The sequence below is a fragment of the Sanguibacteroides justesenii genome, assembly GCF_003204205.1.
Lineage (GTDB): Bacteria > Bacteroidota > Bacteroidia > Bacteroidales > Marinifilaceae > Gabonibacter > Gabonibacter massiliensis.
Genome location: NZ_QJPL01000001.1, coordinates 152226 through 171270 on the forward strand (window position 1 = coordinate 152226; position 19045 = coordinate 171270).

Here is a 19045-nt window from a genome sequence, read left to right on the forward strand (position 1 = left end):
TTAGCGGTTTTCAACAATTTCTCCCATAAGGGTAGCGGAAGTACATTCTTTTACCCTGACCTGTACCAAATCTCCAATTTTAGCTCCGTTATCGGGAAATACGATCACTTTGTTTTGGCTGCTTCGTCCGAATAATTCGTCTGCCTTCTTCTTGGAAGTCCCTTCGACCAGCACTTCGAATATTTTTCCTATATCTTTCCGGTTACTGATGAGAGAAAGATGGGTCTGTATATCGATAAGTTCCTGTAGACGACGTCCTTTGGTCGCTTCATCCACGTTGTCCGGCATATGTTTTGATGCCAAAGTGCCGGGGCGTTCTGAATATTTGAACATGTAGGCAAGATCGAATTCCACCTCCTGCATAAGGCTAAGAGTCTCGCGGTAATCCTCTTCACTTTCATCATGGAAACCAACGAAAACATCCGTCGATATCCCGCATTGGGGAATGATCTCACGGATTGCCCGGATGCGATCGAGGTACCATTCTCTCGTGTATTTCCGGTTCATATTTTTCAGGACGGCATTGCTTCCTGATTGAACGGGAAGATGGATGTGTTTGCAAATATTGTCATAAGATGCGATGGCGCGTAAAATTTCGTCACTCATGTCTTTCGGGTGAGAAGTGGCGAAGCGGATACGCATATCGGGTACCGCAGTAGCGACTTTCGCCAATAATGTCGGAAAATCAACTTCGTTACGCTCTCCTTTCCAAAGGTATGAATTGACGTTTTGACCTAATAGGGTAACTTCCTTGTATCCTTTGGTATGCAAATCAAGCACTTCATTCAAAATGCTGTGCGGACTTCGGCTTCTTTCGCGGCCGCGGGTATAAGGAACGATACAGTATGTACAGAAGTTGTTGCATCCGCGCATGATGGATACGAATCCTGATATGGCTGTTTCGTCAATCCGGGAAGGACAGATATCTTTATAGGTTTCTGTCGCGGATAAATGGATATTAATGGCTTTTTCCCCTTTCTCCGCTTGCTCGATTAAAAGGGGAAGATCCATATAAGCATCCGGTCCGACAACGATGTTTACATTTTTTTCCTGCTCAAAAAGAGCTTCACCGAGACGTTCCGCCATACAACCCATGATACCCACCAGTACTTTCGGATTTTTTTTCTTAATTTCAGAAAACCCTTGTACGCGACCCCGTACTCGTTGTTCCGCGTTTTCCCGAACGGAACAGGTGTTTACTAATATTACGTCGGCTTCGTTTCTGTCACTTGTATGTTGGAGACCTTTACTTTCCAGTATGGCTGCTACTACTTCACTATCCGCTACATTCATCTGACACCCATAGGTCTCGATATAAAATTTTTTTGCTTTCATTTACTCTTTCGTTTGAGGGGCAAAAATAATAAAAAAGGATGTAGTCCCGAGGAAAAAGAGCGTTATAATTAGGGTTTATTCTGATAAAAATCGGTCGATATTTTATTTTCGACCGATTTGCTGTTTCAGAATCGTACTCCGACGGTTAACCGGAATTGGTTATCCTGGTATTTTGTTTGTATAACGGGGGATTCTATGGATTTGTAAGCATAAAAAAGACTTTGTTCTTTTGAATATTTACGCATGTAGGCTAAATCCACGTATAAAGAGTTGAAATTAAGTCCCAAACCACCGGAAACGGTTTGTACGTTATTTTTTTCATTCAATTCTCCTTTTTTATAAGGGGATGCCGTGTAGGAATAACCTCCTCGCAAACTCAATACGCTGGAAACTCTGAATTCCGCTCCGGCCCTGAGATTATTGGTATTTCGATATACTTCCTTGATCATATCGTTAGCTCCCGGTATATAATCGCCGTTTACATCTTCTGTGCCGTAATAATTCGTTCCGTCTCCGCCGCTCAATTTAGCCGAGCTGTAATCCACGAATTCGTAATCCACGCTGAGGATAGCCCGCTGGCCGAGTACGGTAGCGATGCTTGCGATAAAACGCCATGGAGTTTTCAGATTATAATCGAAAGAGGTGTTGGCATGATTTCCCCATTGGGTCTCTTTTTCTCCTGCCGGTGGTTCTATGAATTGTGAATAAGCCCCATTCGTAACCTTGTCTGTCAAGCTGTAATAGGTGGGAGTATGTATGGCCAGACCTAACCGAAGTTGGGGGATCGGCCGATAGATTGCCCCGACTTTGAAGTTTATGCCTACTCCGCTGGTCGTGTAATCCTGTACGAAGTCGAACCACATGAGTTTGGAATCTATCTCTTTCCCCTCGACGATCTCCGTGTAGGTGGAATAATGCTTGTAATGGATGTTTTGTATACCAAGGGTTGCTCCGAGGTAGAGTTTGTCATCGTAATTAGCCCCCACGGATAGCGCGTATTCTCCTTGAAATCCCCTTTCCCGGATGTAGTTCGATTGCCTCATACTGTCCCCTGCTACGATGGGAATTTCGTATTGGTTCTTGCTTTCCGGCTGCAATTTGATCAGATAGGCATCGTAGGCTAAACTGGTGGTAAATTCGTTCAGTGAGTTTCTGTCGTTGCCGTTTGCTTCCATCAGCCATACGTCCAATAACGAATTTTTATCATTGATGTCTCCTCCCTGGTAAATGTTTCGGTTGAAATTATTCAGATTGGTATAGTTGAAGGCGAAATTTATGTTTTTCCACTTTTCATGTATGGGATGAAAGGCGATAACAAATCCTAAATTACCGATGAGATAAGGATTTTTTTCCATATTTCTGTTGCCCGATTTGGAGTGAGTGAAATCGAGAACAGAGGTGAAGCTGATTTCAGAATTACGGAAAACTCCGATTCCTCCGGGGTTCATCGTCGCAACGGAGAGATCTCCTCCTAAGGCTCCGAATGCTCCTCCCATGGCGGTGACTCTGGCACTACCAAAAGGGAATATTCTGGAATATCGCAGAGCGTCTGCCTCGGTTTGAGCCCTAAGGCCCGACGTGCAGAGTAATAACACGATGGTATAATATAATGCTTTCATATAATGCTTTTTGTCAAATTATTTTCTACGTCCGGTTTCTTTATGTTCTCTCGTGCCCGTGTAGCCTCCGCTTCTTGTCGTGGAACTCTTTCCGTAGGAGTTGCTGTTACTTCTTGAATAACCGCTATCGTGCCCTGAATTAGACGAGGAAGAGCCTTGATTGCGTGATCCCCAACTCTGGTTGTTGTTTCTGCCGTACGAAGAGTAACGATTACTGCGGGAGTAGGTATTATAGCTTCGGGCATTTCGATTGTTCGTGTAATGTGTTCTCGTCGCGTAATTCGGTTTGAGATTCGGTTTGGTGGTGTGCCCCCAATGAGGGCGTCCTCCCGGATAATACGGATGCCAGTAACCGTAATTCCAGTGATTATGCCAATACCATGGATCATGCCTCCATCCCGGATAATATCCGTATCCCCAGTAAGAGGAGTGATTCCATCCCCAAGGATTATACCAGCTGTTCCATCCCCAGTTGTTCCCCCAGGATGAGTAACCGAAACCGAAATTCCAACGGGAATTCCATCGGTCCATGGCAAAACGGTCGAAGCGCGGATCGTTCCACATGACGGTCCACATGAAATCCGGGTAGGTTCCGAAATGTAATTTAGAGTATAGCTCGATGTTGGTATTGGAAGGAAACCACCAATAGCGATTATTGACCGTATAAACATTCCAATCCGAATCGAATGACAGCCTCATGGCGATCTCGTGGGCATTGCCGAAAATAGCGAATCCTTCCGGGTATCGGTTCATGATCCGAACACATTCATCCAAATCGCGTTGATTTCCTTTGAAGCCTCCTATCCAGTATCCCTGGGACTCTTCGTCGATGAGAATAGGGGTGGTACTTTGGGCCTGAGCTTCTTCTACCTGTTTTTGTGTAGCGTAGCGAGCCATCCCGATAGCCTTCGCTCTCGGATTTACTTTTCCGCTATTGGCTTCCGCTTGTTCTTTTGCCAGTACGGCCGGATCTATCTCTTTGGATTTATGTTTTTCTTCCGCGGGATATAAAGAGAGCGTACTCCCTGTTTTTCTTTCTATCTCCTGTACCAAAAGCGATTGTTTGCCGGGTACGTAATAGATGTCGTCTTCGGAAACACGAGCGAAGTCTCGTGTCGTCGAACAGGCGCTGACTAAAGCGGCCAATGTCAGTATAGATAGTATTGTTTTCATAGTTATTAGATTGACCTGTTTCTTTTATCTTATCAAAAAATATACCACACTTTTCATGGTTCGTAAAGCATAAATCGGTATTAGGTATAAAAATAACCATTACCAATCTGATTTCCTACTTTTTTGTTTAAATTTGCTGCGGTTTTATCAAAAAATAATGAGATGGCTAAGTTTTTAACAACAAGAGAAGAGAATTATTCGCAATGGTATAATGAATTGGTTGTAAAAGCCGGTTTGGCGGAAAATTCGGCAGTTCGAGGATGTATGGTGATCAAACCTTACGGTTATGCCATATGGGAGAAGATGCAGCAACAATTGGATAAGATGTTTAAAGATACGGGACATTATAATGCTTATTTCCCATTATTGATTCCCAAGTCTTTTTTTTCAAAAGAGGCTGATCATGTGGAGGGGTTTGCGAAAGAGTGTGCAGTTGTAACTCATTATCGTTTAAAGAACGATCCGGACGGGAACGGCATTGTCGTTGATCCGGATGCGAAATTGGAGGAAGAATTTATTATTCGGCCCACTTCGGAGACCATTATATGGAATACTTATAAGAATTGGATTCAATCCTACAGGGATCTTCCGATTTTATGTAATCAATGGGCTAACGTGATGCGTTGGGAGATGAGGACCCGTATGTTTTTGCGTACGGCTGAGTTTTTGTGGCAGGAAGGTCATACGGCCCACGCGACGAAAGAGGAAGCCATGGAGGAAGCGGATAAGATGGTTCGGGTATATGCCGAATTTGCGGAAAAATGGATGGCTGTACCCGTAATTATGGGACATAAGAGCGAAACGGAACGTTTCGCGGGAGCTTTGGATACCTTGACTATCGAAGCCTTGATGCAAGACGGTAAGGCTTTGCAAGCAGGGACATCTCATTTTCTGGGGCAAAATTTTGCGAAAGCTTTTGATGTGACATTTGCTTCGAAAGAGGGTAAGCAGGAGTATGTTTGGGCTACTTCGTGGGGAGTTTCCACTCGCTTGATGGGTGCTTTGATTATGTGTCATTCGGATGATAACGGATTGGTGTTGCCTCCGAGATTAGCTCCTTTGCAGGTGGTTATTGTGCCGATATACAAGGGAAAGGAGGGCCTTGAAAAGATCAGGGAGAAAGTTAACGGAATAATAGGCAAGCTTCAACAATTGGGTATCAGTGTGAAATTTGACGATCGTGATACGCAAAAACCGGGATGGAAATTTGCCGATTACGAGCTGAAAGGAGTTCCGGTGCGTTTAGCAATGGGAGAGAGGGACTTGGAAAACGGTACCATTGAAGTAGCCCGTCGCGATACACTGACGAAAGAGACTCTACCTTTGGAGGGAATAGAACAATATATTATCAGGTTATTGGATGATATTCAAGAAAACGTGTATAAGAAAGCCTTGGATTTCCGGAGTAAAATGATCACGAAGGTAGATTCGTACGAGGAGTTCAAAACGCTTTTGGATGAGAAGGGAGGATTTTTCCTTTGTCATTGGGATGGAACTCCAGAAACGGAGGCCCGCATTAAGGAAGAAACGAAAGCGACGATACGTTGTATTCCCTTCGATGCTGAAGAAGAAGAGGGAAAATGTATGGTGACGGGAAAGCCTTCTCATCGTAGAGTATTAATTGCAAGAGCTTATTAATTTAAATAGAGAAGATTCTGTGATTAGGTAATGAGTGATCGTGCGATTTTTATCGCGAAAACCGAATCTCTTAATCGAAAACCTTTGAATCATAAATTGAATATATGTTGCCAGTTGTCGAGCGTTTTATTAAATACGCAAAAATACATACCCAGTCTGACCGGGAAACCGGATTGAATCCCAGCACACCGGGGCAATTAGAATTTGCCTATCTTCTTTGTGATGAGATGAGGGAGATCGGTATGGAGAATGTATCGGTAGATGAGAATGGCTATGTGATGGGATTTGTTCCTTCTAATATGGAGAGGGAGAGTGTTTCTATTGGATTTATTGCCCATATGGATACGAGTCCGGATATGAGTGGCAAACATGTGAAACCGCAGATCATTGAGAAATATACTGGCGTGGATATCTTATTAAGCAAAGAGAAAGGGTATACTTTATCCCCGGATGATTTTCCGGAGCTTATGAATTATGTGGGAAGCGATCTGATCGTGACGGATGGAAACACATTATTGGGGGCAGACGATAAAGCCGGTATAGCCGAGATTTTAACGGCGATGGAATACCTGATTCAACACCCGGAAGTAAAACACGGGACCATTGCTGTCTGTTTTACTCCGGATGAGGAGATCGGCGAGGGGCCCGATCATTTCGATTTGAAGAAATTCGGGGCAAAGTTCGCGTATACTTTGGACGGAGGGGAGGTCGGTGAGTTGGAGTATGAAAATTTCAATGCCGCGATGGTTAGATTGGTTTTTAAAGGAAGGAATTTTCATCCTGGATATGCCAAAAATAAAATGGTCAATTCAATGAAAGTCGCCTATGAATTCATATCCAGTTTGCCCAAACGGGAAGTTCCGGAGTTGACATCGGGCTACGAGGGCTTTTTCCATCTTTATTCTATAAAAGGGACAGTGGAAGAGACGACGGTAGAGATTTTGATACGTGACTTTGACCGGGAAAATTTTGAGTGGAGAAAAGGGGTGATAGAGAATGGCGTGCGAGATTTCTCCCGGAAATATGAATTACCGATTTTATTGGAGTTAAAAGATCAATACGCGAATATGCGGGAAAAACTGGAACCGCTTCACTATATTGTAGATATTGCCAAACAGGCCATGAATGAGTTGGAAATAAAGCCTTTGATTGTCCCTATTCGGGGAGGTACAAACGGTTCACGCTTGTCTTTCATGGGACTGCCGACTCCGAATCTTTCCAATGGAGCACATAATTCGCATGGACGTTACGAGTATATTCCCGTTTCCTCCATGATAAAAGTGGTAAATCTGCTTGTTCGGATATCGGAACTTTGTACAAAAATTTGAAATTGATATGGTTGATGTGGAAATTTATCGGGATTCATCTCTATAATTTCCACATTATTCATAACTGTTTGTCCTGTTTTTTCGTTTCACATGGAAATGATTACTTTTGTAAAAAAATAAATACTTGTAATTACGAATAATAAAAAATTAGAAAATGGTAAAAGGATATGTATTTTTGATTTTCCTATTGCTTATAGGAGGATCTTTGCATGCGGCAGAGGGACCTGTTCGTGATTCTTCCTGGAAGAATGCCGGTTTTTTTGGACTAAAGATGACACAGGTCAGTTTAAGTAATTGGGCCGCCGGAGGTGAGTCTGCATTAGCTTTCGATGCCCAGCTCACGTATAGTGCCGATTATAAAAAAGATCGGAATTTATGGCAAAATCGGTTGGAGTTGGGATACGGGTTAACCAAGAACGATGGGAAAAGTGCCAGGAAAACCAATGATAAAATCTATTTGGCTTCAACCTATGGTTATCAGTTGTATAAGTCTTTGTATTGGAGTATGTTGCTGAATTTTAACACCCAATTTGCCAAAGGATATGATTACTCCGACGAGGATGCAAGTTTTATTTCTAAATTTATGGCTCCTGCTTATATCGTGGTCGGTACCGGTTTGACGTGGACTCCCAAATCTTATTTTACGGCCACGCTGACTCCGGTTTCATGGAGAGGAACTGTTGTTGCCGATTCCCGTTTGTCCGATGAAGGGGCCTTCGGTGTTAAGGAGGGAAAGCATCTTTTATCGGAATTCGGTGCTAATTTAAGGGCTGAGGTAACTTATGAATTTTGGGAGAATATGAAAATATATTCCCGTTTGGAGTTGTTTTCCGATTATTTAAGAAAGCCGCAAAATGTGGATGTACGTTGGGAGGTTCAATTGAATATGACCGTCAATAAATGGATTTCAGCTACAATTTCTACCAATATGTTGTATGACGACGACGTGAAGGTTGCTCAAAAAGACGGAACCGCGGGCCCTCGTTTGCAATTTAAGGAGGTATTGGGAGTCGGTTTGCAATTTAGTTTTTGATTGCGGGGAGCGTGTTTATTATAGCTCATGATTAAAAAACGAGACCTTCTGAAAGTCTCGTTTTTTAATCGTGAATCAGATAACAGTCGTATTCGTAAACTTTTTTATCGAAATCGATAGTTGTCACAATTTTTATGCTTACAGGACGATTGGCAAGCCTGCCCGGTTCCCATCGGGTATCTTTAGATGATAAACCGTTGTTAGGGAAGCGGAGAGCGGAGGATAAACCGTGTTTTTCCTCCAAAAGGGTAAAATGCCCGTTTTTATCGATGACAAAACTCAACTCGAGTTTTCCGTGAGTACTGTCGTTTTTGTGTGAATGCAGGGTGGTGGCTACATCGTAAATGTAATTGGAAATAGTGGCTCCTTTCCCCGGATTGTTTCGAGAAATACTCTTGAAGTATAGTGGGTTTTTATCTAATTTTACGGGACTCCCTTTTAAATCGAAGATAAGGGAAGTTCTGATACGGGTGTCCACTTTGCGTTTGTCATGGTATCCGGCGTTCCACTTCGGAGATTGGGTTAATACTCTGGCTACTTCTTCTTCAAGGAGCGGGTAATTTGTTTTCTCTATATCTATATCGCCTACTTTTCCGTTGCTCTTTACCGTAAATGTGACTTCTATTTTGTGATATATCCCTGAAGAATCATTAAATATGAAAAGATTGTACGGGGATGCTCCTTCTGAAGGTTTACCTTGGAAAGATAGTTCTCTGTGGGTAATTTGATTGACTATCCATTGGGAGAAGGAAATGTTTTGCTCGGTCTTTAATGACGGTTTGACGTCTACTTCTTTGTAGGAAAACAGATTGTTTTTGGAAAAATCCTGTGAAAAAAGAGGATGGGTAAAACTTGTTATAAACACAAACGGGGTAGTTAGTAACCATTTGAACAACGTGTTGCTTCGTGCCATATTTGTCTTGTTTTATTTAATAATAACCATATAAACCATCGAATGATTTACATGGTTATAATAATTGAATCTCTCTATTCGAAATATAAAAGCCAAGTACAATCGAAAAAACTGTTTTCGGATAATTGCCGGACGCTTTCTATATCTTACAAATATAGTTAACATTTTGGGAAATACGATTCCGGATTTGAATAAAAAAGCGAGGTCGGAAAACCTCGCTTTATTTTATGTGGAAAAAGATTAATTTTCTTTTTGTTTGGCAGCGGCCTCGGCAGCGGCTAATTGTTCCTCTGATTCGCGGGTTACTTTTTCGAGACGTCCCATGATAGAGAAGATAAAGATCGCAGAGAGGGCACAACAACCGATAAGGATGCCCCAAAGAGCGACTAAGCTTACTTTTTCCCAGAAATATCCGATGATACCTACTAAGTAATTACCGATAGCAGTGGCGGCAAACCATCCTCCCTGCATTAAACCTTTGTACTTTGGAGGAGCGACTTTCGACACGAAGGAGATACCCATCGGGCTTAAAAACAGCTCGGCACAAGTTAAAACAAGGTATGTATTGATCAACCAGTAGGGAGAAACCATATCGCTTTCCGACATCGGGTTGGCTTGTAGATCGGCAGGAGCCGTTAATCCGAACGAACCGAACATGAGTACTAAGAAACCTAATGCCGCGATGATCATACCGATTCCGATTTTACGAGGGGCGGACGGCTCTTTTTTCTTGCTGTTTAACCAGCTGAACAGGCCCACGAACACGGGTGTCAATATGATGATGAACATCGGGTTAAATTGCTGGAAGATTTGCGGAGTGATCGGTGTTTCGACACCGGCAAATTTGGTTTGGTAAACGAAATAGAGTACTAAAATAAACACGACGGACATAATTCCTCCAATGGGTTTCACTTTTTTCTCTCCGGTAATAACCATGAATAGTCCGTAGAATAATAATATGATAGGTACTAAACCGTAAAGAGAGAACAGAAGACTGGAGTAACCGGTTACATGCGAAACCGTGTAATCACGAGCAAAAAGTGTCATGGTCAAACCGTTCTGGTGGAATGACATCCAGAAGAAAATAACCACGGCGAAAACCAATCCTAAAGCAATCAAACGTTCTTTAGTTTGTTTGGGGGTCAGTTCTATGACAACAGCGTCTTTAGCTCCTTTACCCTGCGCTTTTTCTTTTTCGGTAGCATCAGCAGATTTATAAAATTTACGGAAGCCTAAAAATATGGCTAATGATACGATCAAACTGATACAAGCCACACCGAAACCGTAGTTATAGGATTGGCATAGCACGTCGATGTAGTTTTGAGCAAAAGCCTTTAATCCGTCTAAGCTGCTAATGGTTTGTCCCTGAGAGGCAGCGAAGTTAACCAATTCGGTATATCCGGCAGAAGCCTGATTAATGGTTCCGTCGATTAACTGATGTGCTAATGCCGGTATTTTCCCTGAATATTCCAGACCGGATTTTCCCATGATGGAGTTCGTGATGGCCTCGGCCATACTGGGAGCGAAGAAAGCACCGATGTTAATGCACATGTAAAAAATACTGAACGCTAAATCCCGGTTTTTGCTGTATTTGGGCGAATCATAGAGATTACCCACCAGAACTTGTAAGTTCCCCTTAAAGAATCCGGTACCGAGAGCTATAAGGCCTAACGATACGAACATACTGGCCAGACCGCTTCCGAATGCGAGTAAAGCATAACCGAAAAACATGATGACTGTACCGAGTGTAATCGTTTTACCGTAGCCTAAATATTTATCGGCGATAAATCCTCCGAATACGGGTAGAAAATAAACAGCAGCGAGGAAGCCACCGAAAACTTGTCCTGTGGCTGCAGATGTCCAACCATAGCGAGCTTGAAGATACAATGTAAAGATAGCCAACATGGTGTAGTAACCGAAGCGTTCTCCCATATTAGCAAATGCCAATACAAATAATCCTCTTGGATGATCTTTTAACATACAACGTTATTTTAAAATTAATATTATAGTTTGCTGTCGCAAAGATATAAAAAAAGCGAGGCTTTCACCTCGCTTTTGAAATATTATGCTTTATTTATTTTGCGACTCTTTCAAGCCATTTCACCATAGAGAGCATGACAATCATGGAAGCCGCCGTTGCACAAACAAATACTAACCAACAAGCCCATATGGGTACGGAGGTATAAAGGAGTCCTCCGATGAATAACAGTGAGTTTCCTACAGCCGTGGCCGCTAACCAACAACCTTGCATTAAGCCTTGTAAATGCGGAGGTGCTACTTTGGAAACGAAAGACAATCCGAGAGGAGAGATGAATAACTCTGCAACGGTAAGGATGAAATAGAGTCCCACCATGATCCAGGGAGTAACGCGAATGGCACTGATTTGTGCTTCCGTCATCGTGCTTAAGGTCTCTTTTGCCGGTAACACGAAAGAGAAGATCATTAGGAAAATGTAGGCAAGTGCCGCGATTCCCATACCGATAGCGATTTTCATCGGGGTGGAAGGTTCTCTTCTTTGTCTCTTCAAATATCCGAATAACCACATGATCAGCGGTGTTAAGGTTACCACGAAGAAAGGATTCACGCATTGGAATATTTCGGCTCCTTTGATTCTGGTGAATCCCAAGTTGATATCGATGACGCTCAAATCCACGTAATCGCGGGCGAAATACGTCAGGGAGTAACCGTTTTGATGGAACGAGAGCCAGAAAAAGATAACGACGCCGAATACGGCGAACAGGGCGTATATGCGTTGTCTGATCTCTTGCGCATTCATGGTAATCTCTTCCCTGCTTATTTGGGGAGCGCCTTTGACGTTCGATACGGCTTTTTTGGCAGGATCCGGGAATTTTTGTTTGTTGACGATGTAGATCACCAGTGAGATCAACATGGCCACGATTGCAGCCATAAAGGCATATTGGAAACCGCGATTGAAAACATCCAGGTAGCTGTTTACAAAAGTGGGTAGATCTGACATGGAACCGCTCAGGTAAGCGGTATTGGCATACTCCGTCAAACGGGTTAAAGATTCCGCGGGCATGGAACTACCTTGTTCGAGGTATTGGTGGCATAATTCCGGTAGGCCGGCATTGTAATCGAAGTTATTCACTTTCAACCACCAGTTTCTGACGCCGATTGCGATCCAGGGAGCGAAGAATCCTCCGATATTGATAAACATATAGAATATCTGGAAACCGGAATCCCTTTTATCGGAATATTCTTTGTTGTCGTACATCTGACCGACTAAAGCCTGTAAATTTCCTTTGAATAAACCGTTACCGAAAGCGATAACCAAAAGTCCAACGCAGGTAATCGTTAGATAAAGTCCCATACTTGGAACGGGAGTCGGGGTCGGTATGGCTATGATCAGATAGCCGACGGCCATCAGAACCAACCCGATAAGTATTGTACCTTTATAATTTTTTGTTTTATCGGCAATGACTCCTCCGACTAATGCCAGTAGATAAATAGAAGCATAAAAAGCCGAGTAGACATATCCGGTTGTGGTCTCGGATAGACCGAATTTTGCAGAGATGAACAACGTAAGAATTGCCATCATAATGTAAAAACCAAAGCGTTCTCCCATATTAGCAAGGGCAGCCGCCAATAGTCCTTTGGGGTGTTTTTTAAACATGATTTTGATATTTATAAATTAATAATGATTTAACTTTGTTCGCACTCCAACCTCGCAAATATAGGATAATTTTTTATCTTTAAAACACGAAAACGTTTGAACTTAGAACCTATGAAAAAGTATAATAAGATTTTTAAAACATCTGATTTAAAAGAAATTGATAGATATACCGTTGAGCATGAGCCGATAAGTTCGTCTCTATTAATGAAGAGAGCGGCTGAAGCTATTGCCTGTCGGCTTTTGAAAATTTTTCCGAATAATTCTATTTTTAACATAGTTTCAGGAGTCGGGAATAATGGGGGAGACGGTTTTGCCCTTGCCGGAATCTTATTGGAAAAAGGGTACGAGGTTGTGGTGTATCACGTGTGGACGGGAGCGTGTTTGTCCGCTGACTGCAAGAAGTATCGGGAAGATTATCTGGCTCGTTCCGGAAGTTGTGTTGATGTTCGGGAGATTTCCGACTTCGATGCGGAATCCGTGGAGGGAATATGGATCGATGCTTTGTTCGGAGCCGGATTGAGTCGTCCGGTAACAGGATGGTGTGCCGGAGTGATAGATAGGATAAATCGCTCCGTTTTGCCCGTTGTTGCGGTGGATATTCCTTCCGGTTTATTGGGAGAGGATAACGCGAAAAATACCGGAAGTATAATGGAAGCCGATTACACGCTTACTTTCCAGTTTCCCAAATTGTCTTTTATGTTCCCCGAAAATTATCGTTATGTGGGAGATTTTGAAGTTTTGGACATAGGTTTGCATCCGGAAATATTACGGGATCTGTTTTCCTCTTATTTTTATTTGACGCCGGATGTGCTTGCAGCCCGTTTGCCGAAGGTCGGAAAGTTCACTCATAAAGGGGAGATGGGGCATGCTTTGTTGATAGCCGGCTCTTATGGGATGATGGGAGCTGCGATACTGGCAGCCGAAGGGGCTTTGCATTCGGGAGTGGGTTTGCTGACCCTTCACCTCCCTCGTTCTTTGAAAAAAATAGTACATCTTGCCGTACCGGAGGTTTTGATCGAAGAAGACGTGAATGAAAATTGCTTTTCCCGTATTTTCGATTGCTCAAAATACCGGGTCGTGGGTATCGGGCCGGGAATAGGAACGTCGACGGAAACAGCTTTCGGGTTGGAGCGTTTGTTGAAAGATTGGAAAGGAAGAATGTTACTGGATGCGGATGCCTTGAATTTACTTGCCGCTGATGCCCGTTTATTGAAATTATTACCTGAAAGTGCGGTTTTGACACCCCATCCCAAAGAATTTGAAAGATTAGCAGGAAAAAGTGAAAATGATTTTGATAGATTAAATAAATTGAGCATTTTTGCAGAAAAATACAATGTATATGTTGTGTTAAAAGGTGCTCATTCTGTGGTAGCTACACCGGAGGGGAAATGTTATTTTAACATGAGTGGTAATCCGGGAATGGCCAAAGGCGGAGCGGGAGATGTTTTGACGGGGATTATTACAGGACTGTTGGCAAGCGGTATGCCTGTACCGGATGCGGTATTAACGGGAGTTTTTGTTCATGGAATGGCCGGCGATTTGGCGAGAGAGGAGATGGGAGTACGCGGTATGAAATCCGGAGATATTATTGCTTTTCTTGGAAAAGCATGGAGAAAATTGGAAACGTTGGTTTAAAGGGTAGGAAAAGAGTGTGTAAGGATTCTTTTTAAAATAATTTAGGAAAAAGATCATGAAAAAGATTTGTTTTATATGGATATTGATCGGATGTCTCTCCTTGTCGGTTTTAGGACAGAAGAAGAGAGAGTTGTCCACCCCGGTTTCGGTGAGTTATATGCTCCCTAAAATAAGCTTTAAAGTGGAAGTAACCATGGAGCGTGTGAAATTAATACCGGGTCCTTTCCGTCAGTATGCCGAACAGCAGTTGGGGATCGGACCGGATATAAATGCGGCGGGGGAAGAGTGGGAACTTAAGGATATACGTATTATTCCCCAGGCTCTTCCCGATACTAAAAATATCTATTCAGTGACAACCACGGGAGAGTATGCCGGAATTTGTTTAAACTTGACGCCGGAGGGTTTTTTGTCCGGGGTGAACGGTAGCCAAAATAGTGCGGATGCGGAAAAAGAGGTGTTCTATATCGTACCTAAAGATAATAAGGAGCAGAAGATTGATTACGTTCGTTTCGGGGTACGTTCTACTTTAAAAGAGGTATTGGATTCTAATTTTTCCATGATAGAGGTCGAGGGGGAGATGCGTCGGGTATGGGACCCGATTGAACGGTACGTGTTGAAAGAGGAGAAGGATTATGTAAAGGAGATCACGGACGAAATTTTTAATATCCGTAAAAAAAGATTGGATTTATTGTCCGGTGTAAGTAGCTCCGGACCTGCTACTCGGGAAGCATTGAAAGAGTTGGACGCTTTGGAAAAAGATTATCTGAGTCTTTTTATGGGTAAAAAGGTGAAAGAGCGGGTGAAACGAGAGTTTGTCTATGTTCCGCAAAAAGAGGATGAATCGGTAACGCTCTTCCGTTTTTCGAAGACAAGCGGTATTACCGCTAAAAATAACGTATCAGCCGAACCCTATGTGATTGAAGTGAAGAATGTAATTTTACCTCCGAAAGAGAACGATTCTGCACATAAACCCGTAATTGGGGTGACTTATCGGGTTCCGGCCGTTGCCGATTTGGTTTTAACTTGCGGCAATAAAAGTGTGATAACGGAACGGTGTATTATTCCTCAATTAGGGTATACGAAGATATTTCCTTTGGATGTGATCAATAACGAGGGAATAAGTATAGACTTTTATCCCCGGTACGGTTCGTTAAAAAGCGTGAAGAAGAACCGATAAAAGGAATTGAAATATGGCTGAGTCAACTGGAGAGAAGGGGTTTCTTGGAAAATTTTTAATGTGGCGTGTGCGTAATATCAAGGAGAAGCAATTTATCGTGATATTAAGTATATTAGTCGGGATTGTGACGGGACTTGCGGGAGTTTTGTTGAAAAATATGGTACATTATACGCATGTGTTTTTCACGGAGAGAATGCAGGTCGATAGCGGGAGTCTCCTTTTTTTTGTATATCCTTTTATCGGTATATTGTTGACCACCTTATTCGTGAAATATTTTGTCAAAGAGGATATCAGTCATGGGGTAACTAAGGTCTTGTATGCCATATCCCGGAGGAATAGTATGATTAAACCTCATAATAACTATTCTTCGATGATTGCCAGTACGCTCACCATCGGTTTCGGAGGTTCGGTGGGAACGGAGGCCACGATTGTTTTAACGGGAGCTTCCATCGGTTCTAACTTAGCCCGTCTCTTCCGTATGAACTACAAGGTCATGACGTTGATGATCGGATGCGGTGCGGCGGGAGCCATTGCGGGAATTTTTAAAGCTCCCATTGCCGGCATCGTTTTCACGATGGAGGTGTTGATGTTGGATTTGACGATGGCTTCGCTCGTCCCCTTGATGTTTACGGCTATTACTTCTTACGTGATCGCTTTCTTTTTTATGGGTGACGGTTTTCTGTTTTCTTACCAGATTACGGATAAGTTCGCCATGGGGAATTTTCCTTATTATGTGTTATTGGGAGTAGGTACGGGACTTCTTTCCGTCTATTTTATCCGGATGAATCTCCGGGTGGAACATTTTCTGAATAAGATCAAACACCCGTTTAAGAAGATGGCTATCGGAGGAGCGTTGTTGGGTGTTATTATTTTTATTTTTCCTCCTTTGTACGGTGAGGGATATACAGCTTTGGATACGATGATGGGAGGGCAGCCGGATAAGTTGTTGAATAATACTTATTTCTTCGATTTTAGGGACAAGATATGGATACTGCCGCTTTTTGTTATCGGTATGGTGTTTATAAAAGTTATAGCCACGGCATTGACTAATGGTAGCGGCGGTGTCGGCGGTGTTTTTGCTCCGAGTCTGTTTACGGGAGGGGTTGCAGGTTACCTGTTAGCCATGTTGATCAATTTGAGCGGTATTCGCGAGGTGCCGGAGAGTCATTTCGTTTTGGCAGGCATGGCCGGGGTAATGTCCGGAGTAATGAATGCCCCCTTGACAGCCATGTTCCTGATCGCTGAAATATCGGGCGGTTACGCGTTACTTCTGCCGTTGATGTTGACATCGGTTATGGCTTATCTGACGAGCCGGGGAATGGAGCCTTACTCGATCTATGCCCGTCGGTTGGCGATGCAGGGCGATCTGTTGACTCATAATAAAGACAAGGCCGTTCTGACGTTGATGAAATTGAATAAAGTGGTGGAAACGGATTTCAAAACCATCGGGATCGATTCGACCTTGGGCGATTTGGTTAAAATCGTTTCCAAATCGAGTCGTAATCTCTTTCCCGTATTGGATAACGACGGCCATTTATTGGGAATCGTTTTGTTGGATGATATCCGTAAAATAATGTTCAATCAGGAAATGTATTCCAAAACCTATGTCCGAGATTTTATGATAGCTCCTTCCGTCGTTATAGATATAGAAGATTCGATGGAAAAAGTGATGAAGAAATTTGAAGAGTCGGGTGCATGGAATCTGCCTGTTATTCAGGATCATAAATACTTGGGATTCGTGTCTAAGGCAAAGATATTCAATACTTATCGTAAAGTGTTGATCCATTTCTCGGATGATGAGTAACGAAAATAGAAACTTTAGTGCTATTTGGTTAGGAATAAGGAGTATTTTATTTGTATTAATTCTAAATAACTTCTTATTCCGCGAATAGAGTTGTATTTTTAGAAATAAAACATATATTCGCGGCAAAATATAGAATTTACTCTAAAACGATATATCATGTATTGGACACTGGAACTTGCCTCTAAATTGGAAGATGCACCTTGGCCTGCATCAAAAGATGAGTTGATAGACTATGCCATTCGTTCAGGGGCGCCTATGGAAGTTATTGAGAATCTTCAGGATATTGAAGACGACGAAGAGATATTCGAAAGTATCGAGGATATTTGGCCGGATTATCCGAGTAAAGATGATTTCTTCTTCAACGAAGATGAGTATTAGTTGATATAATGATTTAAGTAATTAAATACCAGTGCGATAAGCAATTTTTCATTGTTTATCGCACTGGTGTTTTATGGTCTTTGATGGTGTAGTTTGTTTGTCTAAAATCTCTATTTTGGCGTATTCTCATGGATAACGACAAATACGCGAGCGATACAATAGGAGGAATAAAGAGGTTTATCCGATTCGTCAGAAAGAGGAGTAAAGATGTGAATGATATATCATTGATATCCATAATTATATATAATAAACTTATTGATATTGGGAAGTTACTCAAAAAGGTGGCAGATCACAAGAAACATCTCTGTAAAGGTGAATATTTGAATAAAATTCGTTTTTCTAAAAGTGTTATCTGAATAATGCCGATTGGATGTATACACTCTTCGTAAATCTCGGAAGGGATGATGCGTGAAACATTCTTCGTTAATCAATTTGGAGCAGTTACGACTCTGACAATGTCCGAGCAAAGTAATTTCATGGCCGACGGTAAATATTTGTTTGAAGTAGGCGGAAACCGCAAGACGTTCAATCAGATTGCAAATCTGCCGAGCAGCTATTTTGCTATCGACGACATTGTAATCAGCAATAGAATACCGTTTTGAATGTTTGGGTGTTTGTATTAAAGCAACACGAAAAGTATTGCCATGATTATGACGCAAGCGAAAATTATTTGCTAATTATAAGTTCACGATATTCAATGTTCCATTATTGTTATATTTTTCTGTCGTTATCGTGTATTTATTGAAAAAATAAGTATGTTTGTTTGCGATAAAGAAGTTTGTATCGTGAATAAGAAAAATAGGATAGAGACGTTTGAATCGTTATTTAATGCTCATTATGTTGGCCTTTATAGTCATGCGTTAAGTTTTGTTCGTGACGAGGAGGAGGCTAAAGATATCGTTATGGATACTTACGAGTACCTTTGGAATAATTTATACAAAATTGATCTATCCGATACCCTCCGTCCTTTTCTGTATACTTTGGTATACAATCGTTGTATTGATTTTTTACGCCGGAAGAAGAGTAGAGAACGTTATCTGCGGTATTCTTACGAGTCGGTAAAAACAACGGAGGATTATAGAGGATACGAGGAGTTGATACAGAAGGTGATGTCGGCGATAGATCAGTTGGCGCCGCAGACATCCGTGGTATTTAAGAAATGTTTTATTGAACGGAAAAAGTACAGAGAAGTAAGCGAAGAGTTGAATATCTCTGTAAATACCGTTAAATGGCATATCGTCAAAGGACTCGGTGAATTGAGGAATCGATTGTCGGATACGGAATTGTTTTTGCTTTTAATTCTTTTCAAAAAAAATGCTGTTTAATACCTACCCGTTTTTAGCTTTATTACGTGTTTATAACAAAAAACGCTGAATAG

Annotated in this window: 15 protein-coding genes; 9 read left to right on the forward strand and 6 right to left on the reverse strand. The window is 42.1% G+C overall.

Going from position 1 to position 19045, the window contains the following annotated elements; genetic code table 11:
- The 3 genes from miaB to DMB45_RS00685 form a co-directional block, all read right to left on the reverse strand.
- Positions 1 to 1335 carry a tRNA (N6-isopentenyl adenosine(37)-C2)-methylthiotransferase MiaB gene (miaB, locus tag DMB45_RS00675; protein ID WP_041503945.1) on the reverse strand — a complete coding sequence of 445 codons (1335 nt, stop codon included), beginning with the start codon at positions 1333 to 1335 and terminating at the stop codon, positions 1 to 3.
- A gap of 125 nt (positions 1336 to 1460) precedes the next feature.
- Positions 1461 to 2954: an OmpP1/FadL family transporter gene (locus tag DMB45_RS00680; protein WP_041503944.1), complete on the reverse strand. Its 1494-nt coding sequence runs from the start codon at positions 2952 to 2954 to the stop codon at positions 1461 to 1463.
- An 18-nt stretch (positions 2955 to 2972) separates the two neighbouring features.
- Positions 2973 to 4127 carry a hypothetical protein gene (locus tag DMB45_RS00685; protein ID WP_041503943.1) on the reverse strand — a complete coding sequence of 385 codons (1155 nt, stop codon included), beginning with the start codon at positions 4125 to 4127 and terminating at the stop codon, positions 2973 to 2975.
- Positions 4128 to 4289: 162 nt separating this feature from the next.
- Between DMB45_RS00685 and proS the strand changes: the two genes are divergently transcribed.
- The 3 genes from proS to DMB45_RS00700 all read left to right on the forward strand — a co-directional run bounded on the left by proS (position 4290) and on the right by DMB45_RS00700 (position 8126).
- Entirely contained in the window at positions 4290 to 5765 is a 1476-nt protein-coding gene (proS, locus tag DMB45_RS00690) for a proline--tRNA ligase (protein WP_041503942.1), read from the forward strand.
- Between the two features lie 104 nt (positions 5766 to 5869).
- Positions 5870 to 7093 carry a peptidase T gene (gene pepT / locus DMB45_RS00695; RefSeq protein WP_041503941.1) on the forward strand — a complete coding sequence of 408 codons (1224 nt, stop codon included), beginning with the start codon at positions 5870 to 5872 and terminating at the stop codon, positions 7091 to 7093.
- Positions 7094 to 7247: 154 nt separating this feature from the next.
- The gene (locus DMB45_RS00700) at positions 7248 to 8126 is read left to right on the forward strand and encodes a DUF3078 domain-containing protein (RefSeq protein WP_041503940.1); all 879 of its coding nucleotides are present in this window, start codon (positions 7248 to 7250) and stop codon (positions 8124 to 8126) included.
- 64 nt (positions 8127 to 8190) lie between these two features.
- Here DMB45_RS00700 and DMB45_RS00705 read toward each other — a convergent pair whose 3' ends face one another.
- The 3 genes from DMB45_RS00705 to DMB45_RS00720 all read right to left on the reverse strand — a co-directional run bounded on the left by DMB45_RS00705 (position 8191) and on the right by DMB45_RS00720 (position 12673).
- Positions 8191 to 9039 (reverse strand): energy transducer TonB, encoded by an 849-nt coding sequence (locus tag DMB45_RS00705; RefSeq protein ID WP_041504982.1) that lies wholly within the window; start codon positions 9037 to 9039, stop codon positions 8191 to 8193.
- A 240-nt stretch (positions 9040 to 9279) separates the two neighbouring features.
- Positions 9280 to 11019 (reverse strand): peptide MFS transporter, encoded by a 1740-nt coding sequence (locus tag DMB45_RS00715; protein ID WP_041503937.1) that lies wholly within the window; start codon positions 11017 to 11019, stop codon positions 9280 to 9282.
- Positions 11020 to 11113: 94 nt separating this feature from the next.
- Positions 11114 to 12673 (reverse strand): peptide MFS transporter, encoded by a 1560-nt coding sequence (locus DMB45_RS00720; protein WP_041503936.1) that lies wholly within the window; start codon positions 12671 to 12673, stop codon positions 11114 to 11116.
- Positions 12674 to 12784: 111 nt separating this feature from the next.
- Here DMB45_RS00720 and DMB45_RS00725 point away from each other — a divergent pair, with 111 nt between their 5' ends.
- From DMB45_RS00725 to DMB45_RS00755, 6 genes are all read left to right on the forward strand, one after another.
- Positions 12785 to 14308 (forward strand): NAD(P)H-hydrate dehydratase, encoded by a 1524-nt coding sequence (locus DMB45_RS00725; protein WP_041503935.1) that lies wholly within the window; start codon positions 12785 to 12787, stop codon positions 14306 to 14308.
- Positions 14309 to 14363: 55 nt separating this feature from the next.
- Entirely contained in the window at positions 14364 to 15485 is a 1122-nt protein-coding gene (locus DMB45_RS00730) for a DUF4831 family protein (protein ID WP_041503934.1), read from the forward strand.
- 13 nt (positions 15486 to 15498) lie between these two features.
- Positions 15499 to 17289, forward strand: coding sequence for a chloride channel protein (locus DMB45_RS00735; RefSeq protein ID WP_041503933.1), 1791 nt, complete (start codon positions 15499 to 15501; stop codon positions 17287 to 17289).
- Positions 17290 to 17445: 156 nt separating this feature from the next.
- Positions 17446 to 17667 carry a DUF2795 domain-containing protein gene (locus DMB45_RS00740; RefSeq protein ID WP_009135471.1) on the forward strand — a complete coding sequence of 74 codons (222 nt, stop codon included), beginning with the start codon at positions 17446 to 17448 and terminating at the stop codon, positions 17665 to 17667.
- A gap of 401 nt (positions 17668 to 18068) precedes the next feature.
- The gene (locus DMB45_RS00750) at positions 18069 to 18269 is read left to right on the forward strand and encodes a hypothetical protein (RefSeq protein WP_041503931.1); all 201 of its coding nucleotides are present in this window, start codon (positions 18069 to 18071) and stop codon (positions 18267 to 18269) included.
- Positions 18270 to 18452: 183 nt separating this feature from the next.
- Positions 18453 to 18992, forward strand: coding sequence for an RNA polymerase sigma-70 factor (locus tag DMB45_RS00755; RefSeq protein WP_160289148.1), 540 nt, complete (start codon positions 18453 to 18455; stop codon positions 18990 to 18992).
- Positions 18993 to 19045: the final 53 nt, after the last annotated feature.

Excerpts from the sequence above, each read along its gene's own strand:
- miaB (WP_041503945.1), bottom strand. The coding sequence starts at position 1,335 with ATGAAAGCAAAAAAATTTTATATCGAGACCTATGGGTGTCAGATGAAT.
- DMB45_RS00680 (WP_041503944.1), bottom strand. The coding sequence starts at position 2,954 with ATGAAAGCATTATATTATACCATCGTGTTATTACTCTGCACGTCGGGC.
- DMB45_RS00685 (WP_041503943.1), bottom strand. The coding sequence starts at position 4,127 with ATGAAAACAATACTATCTATACTGACATTGGCCGCTTTAGTCAGCGCC.
- proS (WP_041503942.1), top strand. The coding sequence starts at position 4,290 with ATGGCTAAGTTTTTAACAACAAGAGAAGAGAATTATTCGCAATGGTAT.
- pepT (WP_041503941.1), top strand. The coding sequence starts at position 5,870 with ATGTTGCCAGTTGTCGAGCGTTTTATTAAATACGCAAAAATACATACC.
- DMB45_RS00700 (WP_041503940.1), top strand. The coding sequence starts at position 7,248 with ATGGTAAAAGGATATGTATTTTTGATTTTCCTATTGCTTATAGGAGGA.
- DMB45_RS00705 (WP_041504982.1), bottom strand. The coding sequence starts at position 9,039 with ATGGCACGAAGCAACACGTTGTTCAAATGGTTACTAACTACCCCGTTT.
- DMB45_RS00715 (WP_041503937.1), bottom strand. The coding sequence starts at position 11,019 with ATGTTAAAAGATCATCCAAGAGGATTATTTGTATTGGCATTTGCTAAT.
- DMB45_RS00720 (WP_041503936.1), bottom strand. The coding sequence starts at position 12,673 with ATGTTTAAAAAACACCCCAAAGGACTATTGGCGGCTGCCCTTGCTAAT.
- DMB45_RS00725 (WP_041503935.1), top strand. The coding sequence starts at position 12,785 with ATGAAAAAGTATAATAAGATTTTTAAAACATCTGATTTAAAAGAAATT.
- DMB45_RS00730 (WP_041503934.1), top strand. The coding sequence starts at position 14,364 with ATGAAAAAGATTTGTTTTATATGGATATTGATCGGATGTCTCTCCTTG.
- DMB45_RS00735 (WP_041503933.1), top strand. The coding sequence starts at position 15,499 with ATGGCTGAGTCAACTGGAGAGAAGGGGTTTCTTGGAAAATTTTTAATG.
- DMB45_RS00740 (WP_009135471.1), top strand. The coding sequence starts at position 17,446 with ATGTATTGGACACTGGAACTTGCCTCTAAATTGGAAGATGCACCTTGG.
- DMB45_RS00750 (WP_041503931.1), top strand. The coding sequence starts at position 18,069 with ATGATGCGTGAAACATTCTTCGTTAATCAATTTGGAGCAGTTACGACT.